Origin of the sequence: Flavivirga amylovorans, assembly GCF_030540875.1 — a bacterium.
GTDB lineage: Bacteria > Bacteroidota > Bacteroidia > Flavobacteriales > Flavobacteriaceae > Flavivirga > Flavivirga amylovorans.
This window is the reverse complement of record NZ_JAUOEM010000004.1, coordinates 284410-303610: the sequence shown is the minus strand read 5'-3', so window position 1 is coordinate 303610 and position 19201 is coordinate 284410. Positions and strand designations below refer to the sequence as shown.

The 19201-nt window shown below is 34.1% G+C and carries 11 protein-coding genes and 1 tRNA gene; 4 read left to right on the top strand and 8 right to left on the bottom strand.

Going from position 1 to position 19201, the window contains the following annotated elements:
- Nucleotides 1-22: 22 nt before the first annotated feature.
- Together Q4Q39_RS12960 and Q4Q39_RS12955 are read right to left on the bottom strand one after the other, a co-directional pair.
- Complete coding sequence (locus Q4Q39_RS12960) at nt 23-3142, bottom strand: TAT-variant-translocated molybdopterin oxidoreductase (RefSeq protein WP_303282932.1); 3120 nt, start codon at nt 3140-3142, stop codon at nt 23-25.
- A 114-nt stretch (nt 3143-3256) separates the two neighbouring features.
- Complete coding sequence (locus tag Q4Q39_RS12955) at nt 3257-4555, bottom strand: c-type cytochrome (protein ID WP_303282931.1); 1299 nt, start codon at nt 4553-4555, stop codon at nt 3257-3259.
- A 216-nt stretch (nt 4556-4771) separates the two neighbouring features.
- Here Q4Q39_RS12955 and Q4Q39_RS12950 point away from each other — a divergent pair, with 216 nt between their 5' ends.
- Entirely contained in the window at nt 4772-5170 is a 399-nt protein-coding gene (locus Q4Q39_RS12950; RefSeq protein WP_303282929.1) for an SPOR domain-containing protein, read from the top strand.
- Here Q4Q39_RS12950 and Q4Q39_RS20630 read toward each other — a convergent pair.
- From Q4Q39_RS20630 to rimP, 4 genes are all read right to left on the bottom strand, one after another.
- Nucleotides 5167-5646: a phage tail protein gene (locus tag Q4Q39_RS20630; protein ID WP_345075369.1), complete on the bottom strand. Its 480-nt coding sequence runs from the start codon at nt 5644-5646 to the stop codon at nt 5167-5169. The two genes, Q4Q39_RS12950 and Q4Q39_RS20630, sit on opposite strands and share 4 nt — an antisense overlap.
- A gap of 104 nt (nt 5647-5750) precedes the next feature.
- On the bottom strand, nt 5751-8615 hold the full coding sequence (infB, locus tag Q4Q39_RS12940) for a translation initiation factor IF-2 (protein WP_303282927.1): 2865 nt from the start codon (nt 8613-8615) through the stop codon (nt 5751-5753).
- 29 nt (nt 8616-8644) lie between these two features.
- Nucleotides 8645-9877 carry a transcription termination factor NusA gene (nusA, locus tag Q4Q39_RS12935; protein ID WP_303282926.1) on the bottom strand — a complete coding sequence of 411 codons (1233 nt, stop codon included), beginning with the start codon at nt 9875-9877 and terminating at the stop codon, nt 8645-8647.
- A 13-nt stretch (nt 9878-9890) separates the two neighbouring features.
- Nucleotides 9891-10352, bottom strand: a complete 462-nt coding sequence (gene rimP, locus Q4Q39_RS12930; RefSeq protein ID WP_303282925.1) for a ribosome assembly cofactor RimP — start codon at nt 10350-10352, stop codon at nt 9891-9893.
- Nucleotides 10353-10487: 135 nt separating this feature from the next.
- On the opposite strand from rimP, the gene Q4Q39_RS12925 reads away from it, so the two are divergent.
- On the top strand, nt 10488-11312 hold the full coding sequence (locus Q4Q39_RS12925; protein WP_303282924.1) for a universal stress protein: 825 nt from the start codon (nt 10488-10490) through the stop codon (nt 11310-11312).
- Nucleotides 11313-11366: 54 nt separating this feature from the next.
- Here the strand turns inward: Q4Q39_RS12925 and Q4Q39_RS12920 are convergent, their stop codons facing one another.
- The gene (locus tag Q4Q39_RS12920) at nt 11367-14414 is read right to left on the bottom strand and encodes a choice-of-anchor I domain-containing protein (protein ID WP_303282923.1); all 3048 of its coding nucleotides are present in this window, start codon (nt 14412-14414) and stop codon (nt 11367-11369) included.
- A 479-nt stretch (nt 14415-14893) separates the two neighbouring features.
- Nucleotides 14894-14966, bottom strand: a tRNA-Gln gene (locus Q4Q39_RS12915).
- 239 nt (nt 14967-15205) lie between these two features.
- Between Q4Q39_RS12915 and Q4Q39_RS12910 the strand changes: the two genes are divergently transcribed.
- Both Q4Q39_RS12910 and Q4Q39_RS12905 read left to right on the top strand, forming a co-directional pair.
- A complete protein-coding gene (locus Q4Q39_RS12910; RefSeq protein ID WP_303282922.1) occupies nt 15206-18517 on the top strand; it encodes a DUF2723 domain-containing protein in 3312 nt (1103 codons plus the stop codon).
- Between the two features lie 13 nt (nt 18518-18530).
- On the top strand, nt 18531-19199 hold the full coding sequence (locus tag Q4Q39_RS12905) for a polysaccharide deacetylase family protein (RefSeq protein ID WP_303282921.1): 669 nt from the start codon (nt 18531-18533) through the stop codon (nt 19197-19199).
- The last annotated feature ends 2 nt before the right edge of the window (nt 19200-19201 follow it).

The following is a 19201-nucleotide window of genomic DNA, read 5'->3' as shown; positions in this document are numbered from 1 at the left end:
ATAATTGATTCTTTAATTAGATTTATGCTTCAGTTGTATTTCTCACTTTTGTTTGATACTGTACATTAGGTTTTGTGCCTACATGTTCTAACAAGTGATACATACGGTTATCTTCTAAAAGTTTTGCAACTTTACTTTCTTTGTCATTAATGTCTCCAAATGCCATAGCTCCGCTACTACAAGCTGCAGAACAAGCTGTTTGGAATTCATCTTTTCCAACTTTTCTTCCGTCACGTTTTGCATCAAGAATCGTTTTCTGTGTCATTTGAATACACATAGAACATTTTTCCATCACACCACGTGAACGTACAACCACATCTGGGTTTAATACCATACGCCCTAAATCATCATTCATATGATAATCGAACTCATCATTTCCATTGTATAAGAACCAGTTGAAACGACGTACTTTATAAGGACAGTTGTTTGCACAGTATCTAGTACCTACACAGCGGTTATATGCCATATGGTTTTGACCTTGACGACCGTGTGATGTTGCCGCTACAGGACATACTGTTTCACAAGGTGCATGGTTACAATGTTGGCACATGACTGGTTGGAATGCTACTTGAGGATTCTCAGATGCATTCTCCATTTCACCAAATTCACTTAATGAACTTCCTAATCCAGATATGTCGTCTTTCTTAGTATTATCACCTTCAAATGATTCTTCAGATGAATAATATCTATCAATACGTAACCAGTGCATATCGCGACTACGACGTACTTCTGTCTTACCAACTACTGGTACATTATTTTCTGCATGACATGCTATAACACAAGCCCCACATCCTGTACATGCATTTAAATCGATTGATAAGTTGAAATGATGTCCGATGGAGCGATCAAATTCATCCCATAAATCAACCTCTGGTGATGTTACTGGAACAGGTTCGTGGTTTAAAGACACTGTAGGAACTGCGTTCCAATGTTTTTTATCTTTTGTATTGAAGATCTCTAAAGTTGTTTCTTTAATGATATCTCCACGCCCCATTAGGGTATTATGTAATTGCACTGAAGCAAATTCATGCTCTCCAGCAGCAGGTTCAATAGTAACGGTTTGTACCGTATTGAAACCTTGGTATAATTCATAGGCATTAACACCTGTTTGCATCTCTGTTTTTAAACCTAACGTTTTTCCATAACCAAGTGCTAATCCAACAGAACCTTTTGCTTGTCCTGGTTGAATCATTACTGGAGCAGTAATTGTTACTCCGTTAACCGTAACATTAGCATAACTACCATTCAATGCGCCGTTTGCAACGTGCTTATTCACTAACCCTTTTTCATCAGCATCCGCTTTTGAAATTGTTAAGTAGTTATCCCAAGATACTCTCGTAATTGGATCTGGAAATTCTTGTAACCATGGGTTATTGGCTTGTTGCCCATCTCCCATACCTACTTTGGTATATAATGTTAATTCTAATCCTTTGCTTTTAGCAGAGGCTGCTAAATCTCTAGCTGCATTTCCTAAAGGTGTTGTTTCAGTAGATTCTTCAGTACTATTATCTGCTGAAGTTTCTTCTGTTGTTTCAACTGTTTCAGTCGCTATAGCACCTACATATACACCATCATGTAATGCTTTGTTGAAAGAACTTCCTCCTAAAATGTCTGTCCCCCAAGCGTCTTTAATGTAATCATTGTAAGAAACATTATTTCCTGTCCATTTTAATAAAACGTCTTGAAATTGTTTTGTATCGAATAAAGGACGAATCGTTGGTTGTGTTAACGCGTAATGTCCTTTTTTAAACTCTACATCTCCCCACGATTCTAAATAATGAGGTGCTGCTGCTATGTATTGAGCTTTAGAAGATGTTTCATCAACCTTCATCGAAAACGCTATAGACAACCTTGTTTTCTTTAGGCCTTCTTCAAACTCTGAAGCATTAGAAAGTGTATACATCGGATTTACACCACTCATGATGATAGCTCCAACCTTACCTGCTTTCATATCAGCAATTAAACCAGCAACAGCTTTATCACTACCTTGTCTAGTTTTGATAGGTGTATTAGGGTCGAATGCTTTACTTGATAAAGCTTCATTTATTTCTAGAGCAACTGTTTGTGCGTTTACATCTTGAATTCCTGTAACGACAACACCATTACTTCCTGCTTTTAGAAGCTGTGAAGCTGCTTTTTTTATAGCTACCTCTACTTTTTCTGGAAGTCCGTTTACAGTAACATTTTTCTTTACAACTAAACTATATAATTTAGCTAAGGCTAATTTTTGTTGTGTTGGTGTTAATGGCACACGTTTATCTGCGTTAGCACCAGTTAGAGACATGTTAGATTCAAACTGTACGTGACGTGACATTTTACCATGATCTGGCACTCTATTTTTAGAGTATCCTGAATCAAAACCACCTCCTTGCCAATCCCCTAAGAAATCAGCACCAACAGACACAATAGTCAGGGCTTTAGAGAAATCGTAATTTGCTAATCCGCGTTCTCCATATTTTGCTTGGTAAGCATCTAGTGCTGCAGATTCTGAAACAGCATCATAAGCTACATGACGAACATTACCGTATTTTTCTTTAAATTCTGAAATCAACTTGCTGGTAGATGGGCTTGCAAATGTTTGTGTTAATAACACAATATCTTTATTTGCAGCAGCAATATTTTCCAGTTTTTCAGTTGTTTCAGAGTTAAAAGTATCCCAAGAAATAGATGCTTCACCTTTTCTAGGGCCTTGTATTCTTAAACTGTCATACAAGCCTAAAACTGAAGCATTCACCCTAGCATTTGCACTACCATTAGTAGCTGCTAAAGTATTGTTTTCAATCTTAATTGGACGACCTTCTCTGGTTTTTACTAAAACACTAGCAAAATCAAATCCATCTGCAATAGTCGTTGCATAATAGTTAGCAACACCAGGAATAATTTCCGTTGGTTGCACAACATAAGGAATAGATTTTTTAACAGGACCTTCACAAGCCGCTAACGACGCAGCCGCTGTACTAAAACCTACATATTTTAAGAAATCGCGACGCGTTGTAGATGTTTCTTCTAATGTCTCTTTATCACCTAAAAATTCATCAGTAGGAATTTCTTCTACAAACTCGTTTTGTTTTAGCGTCTCAACAATAGAGCTATTCTCGTTTAGCTCTTCAACACTTTTCCAGTATTTCTTGTTTGATGACATATTATATAATTGAATTACTTCTTATTATTTATTTTAAAGTTTTCCTTTTTTAACGAAAAACAAAATTTTAATTCTATTTAAAGTTTTCCGCCTTCGCGGAAAAGAAAAACAATATTAATAGTGACATTTACCACATTCCAGTCCACCCATTTGAGCAGCTGTTAACTTGTCTACACCATATTTTTTAGATAACTCTTCATGTATTTTAGTATAGTAAGCATTGTCTTTCACATTCACATTTGTTGTTCTGTGACATTCAATACACCAACCCATTGTTAATGGTGCATGTTGGTACATGACTTCCATTTCCTCTACAGGCCCATGACATGTTTGACATTCAACGCCTGCTACAGAAACGTGTTGTGAGTGATTAAAATATACAAAATCTGGCAGGTTATGAATACGAACCCATTTTACTGGTTGAGAGTTTCCTGTATATTTTTGCTCGGCATCATCCCAGCCTGCAGCTGTATATAATTTTTGAATTTCTGCATTATAATCAACACCTATTGCTTTTCCTTCAGCTAGAGTTTCTGGAGCTACTTCATAAATAGATTTATGACAGTTCATACATACGTTTAATGATGGAATACCTGATGTTTTACTTACTCTTGCAGAAGAGTGACAGTATTTACAATCTATACCGTTATCACCTGCATGAATTCTATGCGAGTAATGTATCGGCTGTACTGGCTCATATCCTTGATCAACACCTATCTGCATGAAATACCCAAAGGCAAAATATGCACTGGCTAATAAAAAGAAGATAGCTGTTACTAACATTAAAAATTGATTCTTAACAAAAGCTTTCCAAAGAGGTGTTCTTTGAGTTGCTTCAGGTAATTCAATATTCTGTGCTAAAGCAAAACGACGTAATGTTTTATTTACTATATAAAGACCAACAGCTAACAGTATAAACAGAATAGCTAAAGCACCTAAAATAAGTTCGTTTGAAATACCTCCCTCGTTAGACGTAGTAGTGGCAGATTCTGCACTCGCTACAGCTGCAACTGGAGCCGCTTTTTCTTCAGCAGTATATGCAAGAATATTATTTAAATCATCATCAGATAATTGCGGAAAAGCTGTCATAGCTGCACCACCATATTCGTTATAAATCTTGTTTGCATAAGCGTCACCTGATTTAATAACACCTGAACTATTACGTATCCAAGCATAAATCCAATCTCTGTCTAAACCTTGGTCATCAGACAAACGTTGTTCGACATGACGTAATGCTGGACCAGTCATTTTCTTATCTAATTGATGACAGGCAGCACAATTGGCATTGAATAAAGCTTTTCCTTTTGCTGGATCTCCTTCCTGGGCCGAAAGAGAGGTTGTAAACGCTAATAAAATAATTAAGCCTAAGTGAAGGATGTTTTTCCCTAATTTACGGTGAATCACCTTTTCCATATTGTTAGTTAAATTAACTTCTAAACTTTAATATGATTTTTTTCATATTTTAATAAAAAAACCACACAGTTATAAAATCTCAGGCAAAAGTAATACTTAAAGTCGATTTTAGAAATGTTACATAAGTCTTAGTTTATAATTTAGAGACATTCTAAATAATAAAAAGAGCCACAATTAAGTTAATAACGTATACATTTGTATAAAAATATTTTAATCATGAATCCATTGAATCTAAAAATTAGCTTTTTAAGCATCTTCTGTTTTGTAATTTCTTCAACTTATTTGTCTGCTCAAGAAGGTAAAATTACCATAAACCAAGATAAAAACATAATTGCTTTATTGGATTTTAAAAAAAGAACCAATAAGAATGTTGATAATCCTACCAGATATAAAATACAGATTTATTCTGGAAATCGCTACGGCTCTCAAGAGGCTCAAAAAGAATTTCGTAATTCCTTTACAAATTGGAATCCTACTATTAAATATGAATCACCAAATTTTAAAACTTGGGTAGGCAATTTCAGAACACGTTTAGAAGCGGACAGAGCGCTTAAAAAAGTAAAGAAGAAATTCCCTCATGCCTTTATATTTAAGCCTAAAAAAAAGAAACGTTAATAACTCCTTGATGGGAAAATACCTTGTAATGCAATTATAAAACGAACTCCTAAATAAGGAGCTCTAGTATAGAGTTTGGAATTACTGCTTTTAACGGTATAGGTTTCGTAAGATTCTCCTTTAGCTTTTTCAAAAACAGTCATTTTTCGCAGTTCTCTTGATTCTGCCCCTCCTTTATCACCTACTTCTATATTATTTAAGTTATCGCCTTGTCCAGCATGAACTGGCCCCCGTCCTCTAAGATCCGGTAAATTAAATGTTCTTCTGCCATCACCTCCATAATTTGTTCCTAGCAAAGAAAATAATGCATTATATTGACTTATTTGCAATGTTTGACCATCGCAGAATGCCCAATCTCTCGGTGCAAAGTCACCAGCAAACATCCTAATTTCTCCTAAAAAGGGTTCTTGAGCATGTAATGTGTTATTAATTGTTAGTATAAAAAATAATATTAAAACTGAGAGCTTGATTTTCATGATAGCTTTTAAGTTAAAGTTTAGACAACAATGTATTAAAATTAACTCCAATAAAAAAGCGATTCATTTCTGAATCGCTTTAATCACTTATCTATTTATATATTTTATTTCAATTTCTTCTTAACTTCTACTTCGTGGAAGGCTTCGATAATATCTCCTTCTTTAATATCATTATAGTTCTTAACTTGCATACCACAGTCGTAACCTTTTGTTACTTCTTTAGCATCATCTTTAAATCGTTTTAACGATGCTAATTCACCTGTATAGACTACAACACCATCTCTAATTAAACGAATACTTGATGACCTGAGTATTTTTCCATTAGTTACCATACAACCTGCGATAGTTCCAACTTTAGATACTTTAAATATTTCTCTAATTTCAGCAGTTCCAGTAATCTCTTCTTTAAGCTCTGGAGATAACATTCCTTCCATAGCGTCTTTAAGATCATTAATAGCATCGTAAATAATAGAATATGTTCTGATGTCTATTTCTTCTTTATCAGCAATCATTCTTGCATTTCCAACTGGACGTACATTAAATCCAACTATAATTGCATCGGATGCAGAAGCTAATAGCACATCACTTTCTGTAATGGCTCCAACTCCTTTATGTAAGATATTAACTTGAATCTCTTCTGTAGATAATTTCTGGAAAGAATCTGTTAATGCTTCAACAGAACCATCCACATCTCCTTTAAGGATAATATTCAATTCTTGGAAATCACCTAGTGCTATACGACGACCAATTTCATCAAGTGTTATATGACGTTGTGTTCTAACTGATTGTTCACGTTGTAATTGCGCTCTTTTTGATGCTATTTGTTTTGCTTCACGTTCGTCTGCAAATACATTAAATTTATCACCTGCTTGAGGCGCACCATCTAAACCAAGTATGGAAACTGGTGTAGAAGGTCCTGCGGCTTCAACATCATTCCCTCTTTCATCATGCATCGCTTTTACCTTACCACTATGCTGACCTGCTAGTACATAATCTCCAACTCTTAAAGTACCTGCTTGCACTAAAATAGTTGATACATAGCCTCTACCTTTGTCTAAAAAGGCCTCAACTACTGTACCTACTGCTGGTTTATCTGGATTTGCTTTTAGCTCTAATAATTCAGCTTCAAGCAATACTTTTTCTAATAATTCTTTAATACCAGTACCTACTTTAGCTGATATATCGTGTGATTGAATTTTACCACCCCAATCTTCAACTAAAAGGTTCATTTGTGCTAACCCTTCTTTGATCTTATCTGGATTTGCATCTGGTTTATCAATTTTATTAATAGCAAAAACAATAGGTACTCCTGCTGCTTGGGCATGAGAAATAGCTTCCTTTGTCTGTGGCATAATATCATCATCGGCAGCTGCTACAATAATAGCTATATCTGTTACTTGAGCACCACGCGCACGCATCGCTGTAAAAGCCTCGTGACCTGGTGTATCTAGAAATGCAATTTCTTGTCCATTTTCTAACTCAACTCCGTAAGCTCCGATATGTTGTGTAATTCCACCCGATTCTCCTGCAATTACATTTTCTTGACGAATGTAATCTAGAAGTGATGTTTTACCATGATCTACGTGTCCCATAACTGTTACAATAGGCGCACGGGGTTCTAAATCTTCTGGCTTATCTTCAACTTCTTCTATAGATTCTTCTATATCTGCTGTTATAAACTCTACTTTATACCCAAATTCTTCAGCTACGATAGAAAGTGTTTCAGCATCTAAACGCTGATTCATGGTAACCATCATACCAAGCGACATACATGCAGAAATAATTTCAGTAACACCAACATTCATCATGGTAGCGACTTCACTTGCTGTAACAAATTCTGTAACTTTAAGAATCTTGCTTTCTGCTGCTTCTATTTGTTGATCAATCTCTGTTTGTTCTCTATGTTGATCTCTTTTATCTCTTCTATATTTTGCTCCTTTACCTTTTGAAGATTTTCCTTGAAGTTTTTCAAGTGTTTCACGCACTTGCTTCTTCACATCTTCTTCACTAGGTTCTTCCTTAACAATATTGCGACGTCCTTGACCAGGTTTTCCTTTAAACCTATCGTTTCCACCACCAGTTCTAGCTCCTCCTGGTCTTGCTCCACCAGATCTATTTCCTTGGCCATTTCCAGCTTGAGGTCCACCGACTTTACTAATACGTCTACGCTTCTTCTTATTAGCAGCTCCAGCGTCTCCTGCTTTAGCTTCAGGTTTCTTTTCTTCTTTCTTTTTCTTTGGCTTATTAAACTGAGATAAATCAATTTTGTCACCAGCTATCTTTGGACCTGAAAGTTTCTTATACTGTGTTGTTACCTTTTCATCTGGAAGGACCTCTCCATCTTCACCTATAAGCTGCTTCTTAGGTTTTTCTTCCTTATCTTCTTCAACTTTTTTCTTCTCTTTCTCTACCTTAGTAACTTTAACAACAGGCTTATCTGCTTTAACTGTTTCTTTAACAGGCTCTTCTGACACTTCTTCTTTTACAGCCTCTTTAGCAGGTTCCTCTTTAATAGGTTGTTCAACTTTAACCTCTTTTTTAACAGGTTCTTTTACAACCTCTTCTACTTTTTTGGTTTTTTCGGCTTTATCAGAAACAGTTTCGACTTTCTTCTTCTTCGGTTCTAAATCGATTTTCCCAACTTGCTTTGGCCCAGAAAGTGCCGCAGCTGCTTTAACTATTTCTTCTTTTCTGGCTGTCGCTTTTTGCTTCTCTTCAAGTTCACGCTCGCGTTGCTCTCGCAATACTTCTTTCTCTTTTATCTTAGCTTCACCGACTTCTTTAGATGCTACTTTTTTACTTGCATCAGTTTGAAATTCATTAGAAAGAACCGTATATGTTTCTTCTGAAATTTTTGTAGTAGGTCGTTTCTCTATTTCAATACCTTTAGAATCTAAAAATTCTACGGCACGATCTAGAGAGATGTTAAGCTCGCGTAATACTTTATTTAATCTAATTGTTTCAGCCATAAATCGCCTTTAAAATACTCAAATATATGTTATTCTTCGAATTCTTCTTTTAAAATTCTAATAACGTCATTAATTGTTTCTTCTTCTAAGTCTGTTCTTTTTACTAAATCGTTTACTTCTTGCTCTAAAATACTTTTAGCAGTATCTAATCCAGCTTTACTAAACTCATCAATAATCCATCCTTCTATTTCATCAGAGAACTCTCTTAATTCCACATCTTCCTCAGCTCCTTCTCTAAACACATCAATTTCATAACCAGTTAATTGACCAGCCAAGCGAATATTATGTCCGCCTCTACCAATTGCTTTACTTACCTCTTCTGGTTTTAAAATAACCTCAGCTCTTTTAGTCTCTTCATTCAACTTTATTGAAGTGACTCTTGCAGGGCTTAACGCTCTTGTAATGAATAACTGTAAATTATTCGTATAGTTAATTACATCTATATTTTCATTACCTAATTCGCGAACAATCCCGTGAATTCTTGAACCTTTCATCCCTACACAAGCTCCAACAGGATCAATTCTATCATCATAAGAATCTACTGCCACTTTTGCTTTTTCTCCTGGAATTCTTACCACGTTTTTAATAGTAATTAATCCATCAAATACTTCAGGTATTTCTTGTTCAAATAGTTTCTCCAAAAATGCCGGAGAACTTCTAGACATAATAATGGTTGGCTTAGCTCCTTTAAGCTCTACCGAATCAATAACTCCTCTTACATTATCTCCTTTTCTAAAAAAGTCTGAAGGTATTTGTCTATCTTTTGGTAATACAATTTCGTTCCCCTCATCATCTAATAGAATAACTGCTCTGTGACGAATATGGTGGACTTCTGCTGTATAAATTTCTCCGATTAAATCTTTAAATTGCTTATAAATTATGGTATTGTCGTGCTCATGAATTTTAGAAATCAGGTTTTGACGTAACGCCAAAATCGCTCTTCTTCCTAAGTCGATAAGCTTTACTTCTTCAGACACATCTTCTCCTACTTCAAAGTCTGGTTCAATTTTTTGAGCTTCTGATAATGAAATTTCTTGATTTGGTTCTTCAACTTCGCCATCTCCAACTACAACTCTATTTCTCCAAATTTCTAAATCTCCTTTATCTGGGTTTACAATAATGTCAAAATTATCATCATCGCCATACTTCTTTTTTAAGGCGCTTCTAAATACATCTTCTAAAATTGCCATTAACGTTACTCTGTCAATTAGCTTATCGTCTTTGAATTCTGAAAAAGATTCAATTAACGCGATATTCTCCATAACTCTTTTTGAATTAAAATTTAATCATAACTTTTGCTTCTACAATATTTTCGTAAGCGATATTCGCTTGTTTCTTTACAGTTACTTTACCTTTCCCTATTGGTTTAGGCTCTCTAACTTTCCATTCTATTTTTATATCACTATCTGTTACCTCTGTAAGTGTTCCTTCCATCGTATCTGAAGCGGTCTTTACATCAAGCACTCTATTTAAATTCTTTTTATACTGTCTTTTGTGAACTAAAGGTGATGTTGCTCCTGCAGACATCACTTCCAAAGAAAAATCTTGTTCTTCTCTATCAAGATTATGCTCAATGGCTCTGCTAACAAACATACAATCTTCAACTAAAACGCCTTTATCTCCATCTATTGTTACCTTAATTTGATTATCTCCTTGAATAGAAAAATCTATAAGAAATAAATCCGGTCTTTCAATTAACGCTGCTTCTAGTAACTCTGTAACTGTATTTTTAAACATTTATTAGTATAAAAAGAGGGGACTTTCCGTCCCCTCATTTCTTAAATTTCGCCTTTCAACGGTGCAAATATATAATATTTTATTGATTTCTAAAGGAATATTTCATAAATTTAGGTACACCTTACTTGTTATTTTATGAAAAAAATACTAGTTCCTACAGACTTTTCTACTCAAGCCGAAAACGCGTTAAAGGTAGCTACTCAATTAGCAAGAAAATATAATAGTGAAATTTACCTACTGCACATGCTTGAAATACCATTGCATGAGGTTGATGCTTTAAGATCTTATAATCATTTACCTGAAGCTATTTATTTTATGAAACTGGCTCACAAGAAGTTTGAAGCATTAAAAACCAAAGACTACCTAAAAGATTTAACAATACATGAAACGGTTGAGTTTCAAGAAATTTTTAAAGGTGTGTTTCATCTTTGTAAAAAGCATGATATTGATTTAATTATCATGGGATCTAATGGCGTGAGTGGTTTAAAAGAAATGCTTATTGGAAGTAATACCGAAAAAGTGGTCCGCACATCTAAAACTCCTGTTTTAGTTATAAAAAATGAGCATACGGTTTTTAAAGTTAATGATTTTGTATTCGCTTCAGATTTTAAAGATGAAAGTAAAGCAACATATAAAAAAGCTACTGCTTTTGCTAACATTTTAAAAGCTAAAATGCATTTACTCATGGTAAATACGCCTAATAAATTTATCACCTCTGAAAAATCGGAACATAGAATGACATCATTTGTTGACGCTTTCGATTTCAAAAATTATACGATTAACATTTATAATGACATCAATATTGAAAAAGGTATTATGAATTTTTCTCAGTCTATAAATGCTGATTTAATTGGTATGAGTACACATGGTAGACAAGGCATCTCTCATTTTTTTAATGGCAGTATTAGTGAAGACTTAGTGAATCACGCTAAACGTCCAGTGATTACTTTTAAGATTTAAAAAAAACAAACCCTCAACTATTAGCTGAGGGTTGCTTATATATTTTAATCGAGTTTATAATTTAACAAAACGCTTTACGCCTTGTTCTTTTGTTTTTATAATATATAGTCCTGAAGTTAGTTCGGATATATTTAAAAAAGTTTCCTTTTCAAATCGCTTTACTTCCTGTCCATTAACGTTATAAATAATTCCAGAGATTGTTTTGTTGAATTTTAAATCTGTATCAATAACTGGGTTCGGATACATTTTGAAACTATTTTTTGCAACTACCTCACTTATGCTTAGCACTTGATCATCAATTTGAATAATTCCTAACGACCCACTGACCTCATAACCTACCAAAAGTAAGTTTTTAGAGTTTGGACTATCGGCTGCAGGCACAAATTTTATAATTTCTGGAGCTGTATCTCCTGTTGTTCTATTATATTTATAATAAGTAATAAACTCAACATCATTAGGATCTGTTATATCATACATTAATATGGCACTTTGCCTCTCTAAACCAATAAAAGCATAAGTTTTACCATCAATGACACCTATTGCTATTGCTTCTGGCTCACCTCCTTTATCATCAGATCTGTCATCTAAATCTCCTTCGTCTTCGTTAAATAATGCAGGCTCTTCAGATTTTATTTTTTGTCCAAACTCATCTGCACTATCAAATACTAAATTACCATATTCATCAAAAATTGAAAATGATCTAGCTCCATAAGAATAGATTTGCTCAATAGTTCCATCGTTATTATAATCGCCTGTTGCCGTTGTTGTTTTCAACCTTCCTAAATCTGTATCTGTTTGAAGCGTTGCGGCATTTGGATAATATGACGCATTCAATGTTAAATCCTTTACACGCTCTTCTTCCGAATACCCACCATAATCTCTAGCATCTCCTTCATTTGCTGTTACGATATAATTTATACCGTTTGCTTTATATGATGAAATAGCATCTGGCATAAACATCCCTAAAGTAGGATGTTCTTTGATATTAATTGCGCCATCTTTATTAGAAGCATCAAAACCATAGTCGTTTGCAAAAGAAATGATTCCAAGCACACTAGAATCTGTAATGCCTGCACCAGCTAAGCCAAAATCATTATCATTTATAATGGCTATTTCATTATTTGGTAATAACGCAATACCTTCCGCTTTATCAGAGCCCTGATAACCGATAGATGGCAAATTGAACATTTTTGTTTTATGAACTGCTTGAATATTTTGAGCAACTATTTCATCGGCTGTTAGCTCTTCTAATTCTTTAGTTCCTGTTAAGGTCTTATTTAGAATATTGGTAGCAAAATTGATATCTATTTCGTATACATACTTTTTACCTGTAGATACGGCTGGTCCTTCTGAATCTCTTTCTATAACTAAAAATTTTCCATTCCCTGTATACACAGCATCGCCAATTTTATCTACTCTTGATGATGCATAACCAGCATCTTTATTCCTTTCTAACAGATACACATATTCTTCAACCGGAGCGCCTGTAGCACAACTGATTCCTAAGATTCTGATAACATCCGAATTATTTTTAGTAGCACTAGAAGGATTATATAATGGTGATTGAATAAATGCATATATAATATGATTCACCTCATCATAGGCAATAGCTTCAAATCCTCTATTTGCTCTTCTTTTAGAGTAAACTTCTGGTAACGTTTCAGCTCCATAGGTTCCTACTGCTTGCGGTGTTGTTCCCAATAACGATGTTCCGGATGGCACATAGCGTTCTATTAATTTTCCAGTGGCATCAAACTGATAAAGTGCTGGTCTGTACTCATCACACATCCAAAAATTACCATTTTTATCTATTAAAACACCTTCAAAGTCTCCTCCATATTCATCGTAAGTCAACTCATGATATTCTTCTGAAGCACCATCAATATAATCAGCATCTGCATAAGCGGTAGATGCATCTGTAAAGGTTACAGGAACTTCATCAAATCCCGGAATATTCCCTTTACCTGTTATTGGCGTCGTTCCATCTTTTCTGGTTAATAGAATTTGATCGTTTAAAGTAATATCTCCTGTTACTTTATTTAAGGTAAACTTTGCTATTCGACCTTGATAGTTAGGTAATTTAAAAGGTCTTAAATTTTGCGATGCAGCTGGCACAACACTAGATTTGCTAACGGTACTTCCATTAGGTCCTCTATCTGGTACTGCATAAAACACATAATCTGTAGCATCTGAATTTGCCTCATCGTAAAACAATCCTGAAAATCCGCCTAAAAGCACAGGAGCCTGTCCTCCATCGTAAACAGGAGTTCCTAATTCTGGCCAATTAGATGCTAACTCATTTACAACATAGCTTTCAACTGTTGGAGTTCCTAATAGATGATTTTTATAACCAAGAGCTAATATATCTAGAACGGTATTATTGGTTAAATCTAAAACAACTAGGGCATTGTTTTCCTGACAATTTACATAAGCTTTTGTGCCATCTTCTATAACCGTTATGAATTCTGGTTCTAAATCTTGAGACACTGTTGCAGCACCGTTGTTTCCAAAAATGCGAATGCCTTTATTTTGAAGTGATACCTTTTTATTATTATAACTATTAAAATTAATTGAAGTTGTTGTAGCAGACATGACACCACTGCTTAAATCTATAACATCAATAGTTCCTTCTGGGTCATTAGTATAATCATCTGAAGGCTCTCCTTCATTAGCCACTAACAGCTTAGTACCGTTTGGTGTAAAGGTTATCATATCTGGTAATGCTCCAACAGTAATCTCATCTACATAAATACCGTCTAAATCAAAAAAAACTATTTTCCCAGGGTCTTGTTTAGGACTAGCCTCGACAGCTATAGCAACCACATTTCCGCTTATTGCAATGGAATTGGGTCCAGCTCCATAAGTTGATAAATCTACATTCTTAACCAATGCAGGGGTGGTAGGATCACTAATATCTACTATTGTAAAACTATTATTTGACGAATTAGTAAGAAAGGCTTGTTGGTTAGTTGCATCATGAGCAACAGTCTCTGCAGAATCTGACATGGTTGTATCATAACCAGACAAATACTGTAGGTCTTGACCTTGTAATGTTGTAAAAGATAGCGCTAGAAAACTAGCAATGAGAGTAATTTTTTTCATTTTATTTATAAGGATTAATTAATCCTGTAAATAAAGGAATTACAAGCTTTTTCAATATTACCTCATAATTATTTTGATGTAAACTATAAGTTTGTAATTTTAACTTAATGCAATCTTAACTTTATCAATATTAAGTAAATATTAAAGCCGTTAAATAATTAGAAGATATATCTATTCCAAATAAACTTCTGAAAACAATTTCTTTTCTAAAAAAATCTAAGTTACACAACTAATTAATAGCTAAAACTAATTTAGCTAATCTCGATTCATGTTGGCTCTTCCAAGTTCATTGATACGATAGACCTAGTTTAAGATTTTTAAAACAAAAAAAACCAATCAAGTTAATGATTGAGGTTTTACAATTATGTTGGCCTACTAGGGCTCCCTTCGACTGCTCTCAGGACAGGCTTCTCGCCCAAACACTTTATTCTTAAAACAAAAAGCCCTAACCTTTTTCAAGATCAGGACTTCAATTTATGTTGGCCTACTAGGGCTCGAACCTAGACTCTTTGGTACCAAAAACCAACGTGTTGCCAGTTACACCATAGGCCAATGTGTAATTGAGGATGCAAATTTAGCACAAAGTTTTATTTCTACAAGTATTTTTTGAAAATAATTCAGAATACTTTACGTTTCTTTAAAAAACACTTGAAACACTATCAGTTAGCTAATTATTATTTTATTGTCTAATGTGATTCTTGTGTTCTTTTTAATGTTAAGACTAACTAAATAGTTATGCCTCATTTCATATTTATTATTAAATTCGCCAAACCAAACAAACATTGATATATATGGCACATTTCAACTTTAAAAAATGGAATACTGTTTTAGGCTGGTTCTCTTTTTTAATTGCTCTCGTCACTTACACACTAACAGTCGAGCCTACCGTAAGTTTCTGGGATGCTGGTGAATATATTTTAACATCATCTAAATTACAAGTTGGACATCCACCAGGAGCTCCTTTATTTCAGATGTTTGGAGCCTTTTTCTCAATTTTTGCTTTAGAGCCTTCACAAATTGGCTGGGTCATGAATATGATGAGTGCTGTATCTAGTGCATTTACTATTCTTTTTATGTTTTGGACCATTACCTTATTACTAAAAAAGCTGGTTGGTAATAATGAAGATCTTAATAAAAGCCAATCTATGGCTATTCTAGGAAGCGGTTTGGTTGGTAGTTTAGCTTTTACATTTACTGATTCTTTTTGGTTTAATGCTGTTGAGACTGAAGTATATGCGATGGCTACTTTGATTATGGCTATTTTATTTTGGCTAGGTTTACGCTGGGAGCAAGACATGAACAAACCTCGTGGCAATCGTTGGCTTATCTTAATTGCTTTTGTTATTGGGTTATCTTTTGGAGTTCACTTTATGGGACTCTTAACGATTCCTACTATTGGTCTTATTTATTATTTTAAAAACTATAAAACCATTACTATTAAAAACTTTATTCTTGCCAATGTTGTTTCAATAGCAGTTTTATTATTCATTTTTAAACTTTTAGCACCTAACATTCTTAAAATTTTTAGTGTTTTCGAAATCTTTTTTGTGAATACCATTGGTTTACCTTTCAATTCGGGATCTATAATCGCCGGTTTATTATTGGTAGCTATTATATACTATGCATTACGCTACACCAGACAAAAAAACTTCGTCCATCTAAATACGGGAATCCTTTGCTTAACCTTTGTAATTATTGGGTTTTCCACTTGGTTAATGCTTCCTATTCGTGCTAATGCTGATGTGGTTATTAACGAAAATAATCCTTCGAGTGCCAGGGAGTTACTGGCTTATTACAACTTAGAACAGTATCCTGAAACACACTTGTTTTATGGACCTCAGTTCACAGATCAATACGCTTACCTTGATGAGAATAACCCATATATAGACGATAAACCTAAATATGAAAAAGACGAAACAAAAGGTGAATATGTCGTCGTAAACGATTACAAAAACGCAAAACAAAATTACAACTCAAAACATGCTTCCATTTTACCTCGTATGTGGAGTGCAGAACATGCCGAAAACTATATGATGTTTTCCGGGTTTTTAAACTTTAAGTTAAAGCCCGATTATCAAATGGAAAACCAATTGAGAAAAACTGTTTCAGAGTTTAAAAACAATGTCGCTCAAGGTAATGTAGATTATGAAGATTATAATAATTTCCTAAAACGATTTAAAGATTATATAGATATTGAAAAGCCTTCACTTGGAAGTAACATAGCCTACATGCTTGAATACCAACTAGGATATATGTACTGGCGCTATTTTATGTGGAATTTTTCCGGAAGGCAGGACGATATTCAAGGACGTTATGATAATCATGGAAATTGGATTACTGGTATAAAACCTATAGATGAGATCCTTTTAGGTTTTTCACAAGACAATTTACCTAGCGATGTTAAGAATAATAAGGCACGAAATACATATTATTTGTTACCTTTTATTTTAGGTCTTTTGGGATTCTTCTTTTTATTTAACAAAGACAAAAAGCTATTCTGGACGATGCTCGTTTTTTTCCTATTTACAGGATTGGCTATTCAAGTATACACCAATGTACGTCCCTTTGAACCTCGTGAACGTGATTATTCGGTTGTAGGGTCTTTTTATGTATTTGCTCTTTGGATTGGCTTTGGGGTATATGCTATTTTTGATGTACTAAAGACATATCTACCAAAACAATTAGCAGCACCAATAATCACAGTAGTTTGCTTAATATTGGTTCCTGGGATTTTAGCGGCCAACAATTGGGATGATCATGATCGATCGGGGAAATATACTGCCCAAGCTATGGCAAGAAAGTATTTAGATTCTTGTGCGGAAAATGCTATTTTATTTACTATCGGTGATAATGACACGTTTGCCCTTTGGTATGCTCAAGAAATTGAAGGTTATAGAACCGACGTACGCGTTGTTAATACCAGTTTGTTTCAAACAGATTGGTATATAGACCAGATGAAGCGTAAAGCATATGAAAGTGATCCTGTACCATCCCAACTAACACACGATTTATATAAATACGGTACTAATGATTATATAGTAATACAACCTGTTATACAAGACACTTTAGAAGTAAAACAATTTTTAGATTTTGTTGGTAGCGATAACCCAAAAACGAAATACAAATATGTTTTACAACAGAAGGGTGTTGATCTCTCTCAAGTAAGAAGTCAGGATTTAAATGCAACCTACTTACCTACCGAATTTTTAAGAATTCCTGTAAATAAACAGAATGCTTTAAATTCGGGTATTGTAAAACCCGAAGACGCAGGTAAAATAGTGCCTTACATTGATATAAATATTAAAGGAGGTGCGCTTTATAAAAACAGATTACTCATGCTCGATATTGTTGCCAATAACGAATGGAAACGCCCTATATATTTTACAGGAGGCAGCTTTGGTGATGATGATTATATCTGGATGAAAGATTACCTACAACTTGATGGTATGTGCTATAAACTAGTTCCTATTAGAACACCTGTAGATAGAGCAAATCCTTTTGATATGGGACGTGTAGATTCAGATCTTATGTACGAAAAAGTAAAAAAATGGAATTGGGGCAATAGTGGTAGTTCAGATATTTACCATGATGTTGAAACTCGTAAAAATTCCATAACCTACAGAGGTAATTTAGCTAGGCTAATTGAAAAATTAATTAATGAAGAAAAATTAGATAAGGCTGAAGAGATAGCAGACATAGCGATGAACAATATGCCTGTTGAATATTTTGGATATTACACACTTTTAGAACCTTACATTAGTGCATACTACGAAGTTGGTAATAAAGAAAAAGCACAGCGTTTGTTTATGGATGTGGCTAAAAAATATCAAGAAAATTTAAGCTACTATAGCAGCCTTAAAACAGATAATCAAGAACGTTTGTTTGAAGAAATTTATACGGACATTCAACGTTATAAAGGACTGATAGATGTTTTGGTTGAATATGACATTGAATTTGCTGAAAAAGAAGGTGACATATTTAATACCCATTTAAAATCATTTAGACACTTTTATGGTGATCAACCTGAAGAAGAGTTAGCACCTAAAGTTGAAAAAGATATACCATCAACAGATAGTATTGTACCTATAGATAGCACTAATTAATCTGGTATAAGGTATGACCTTAGCACCTGTTAAAACACCTTTAATCGTAAAAAAAATGTTCCCAAATTATATTTGGGACATTCCTACGACAGATAAAGTTATTTACCTAACATTTGACGATGGCCCAACACCCGAAATTACAAATTGGGTGTTGAGTACTTTAAAAGCATACAACGCTAAAGCTACTTTTTTCTGTATTGGAAATAATATTAAAAAACACCCCGATATCTTTCAAAACATCTTAAATGAAGGACATAACATTGGAAATCATACTCACAATCATATAAAGGGCTGGAAGACTAAAAGTAAAGACTATTTAAGAAATATTGAAGAAGCTCAAGATATTATTAATAATCAAGCTTCAAATAACAATTCTGAAATCGTCAATCGTCAATCGTCCATCATCAATCTATTTCGCCCACCCTATGGACAAATAACACCTAAACAAGGAAAAGAGCTAATAGAATTAGGTTATAAAATAATAATGTGGGATATATTATCTTTTGATTGGGACAGAAATGTTAGTAAGGAAACTTGCTTAAACAATGTTACCAATACAGCAACTAATGGAAGTATTATTGTTTTTCATGATAGTGTAAAAGCCTCAAAAAATATGCAATACACGTTACCTAAAGCATTAGAATTCTTTAGCGAGAAAGGCTATAGCTTTCAAGCAATGTGATA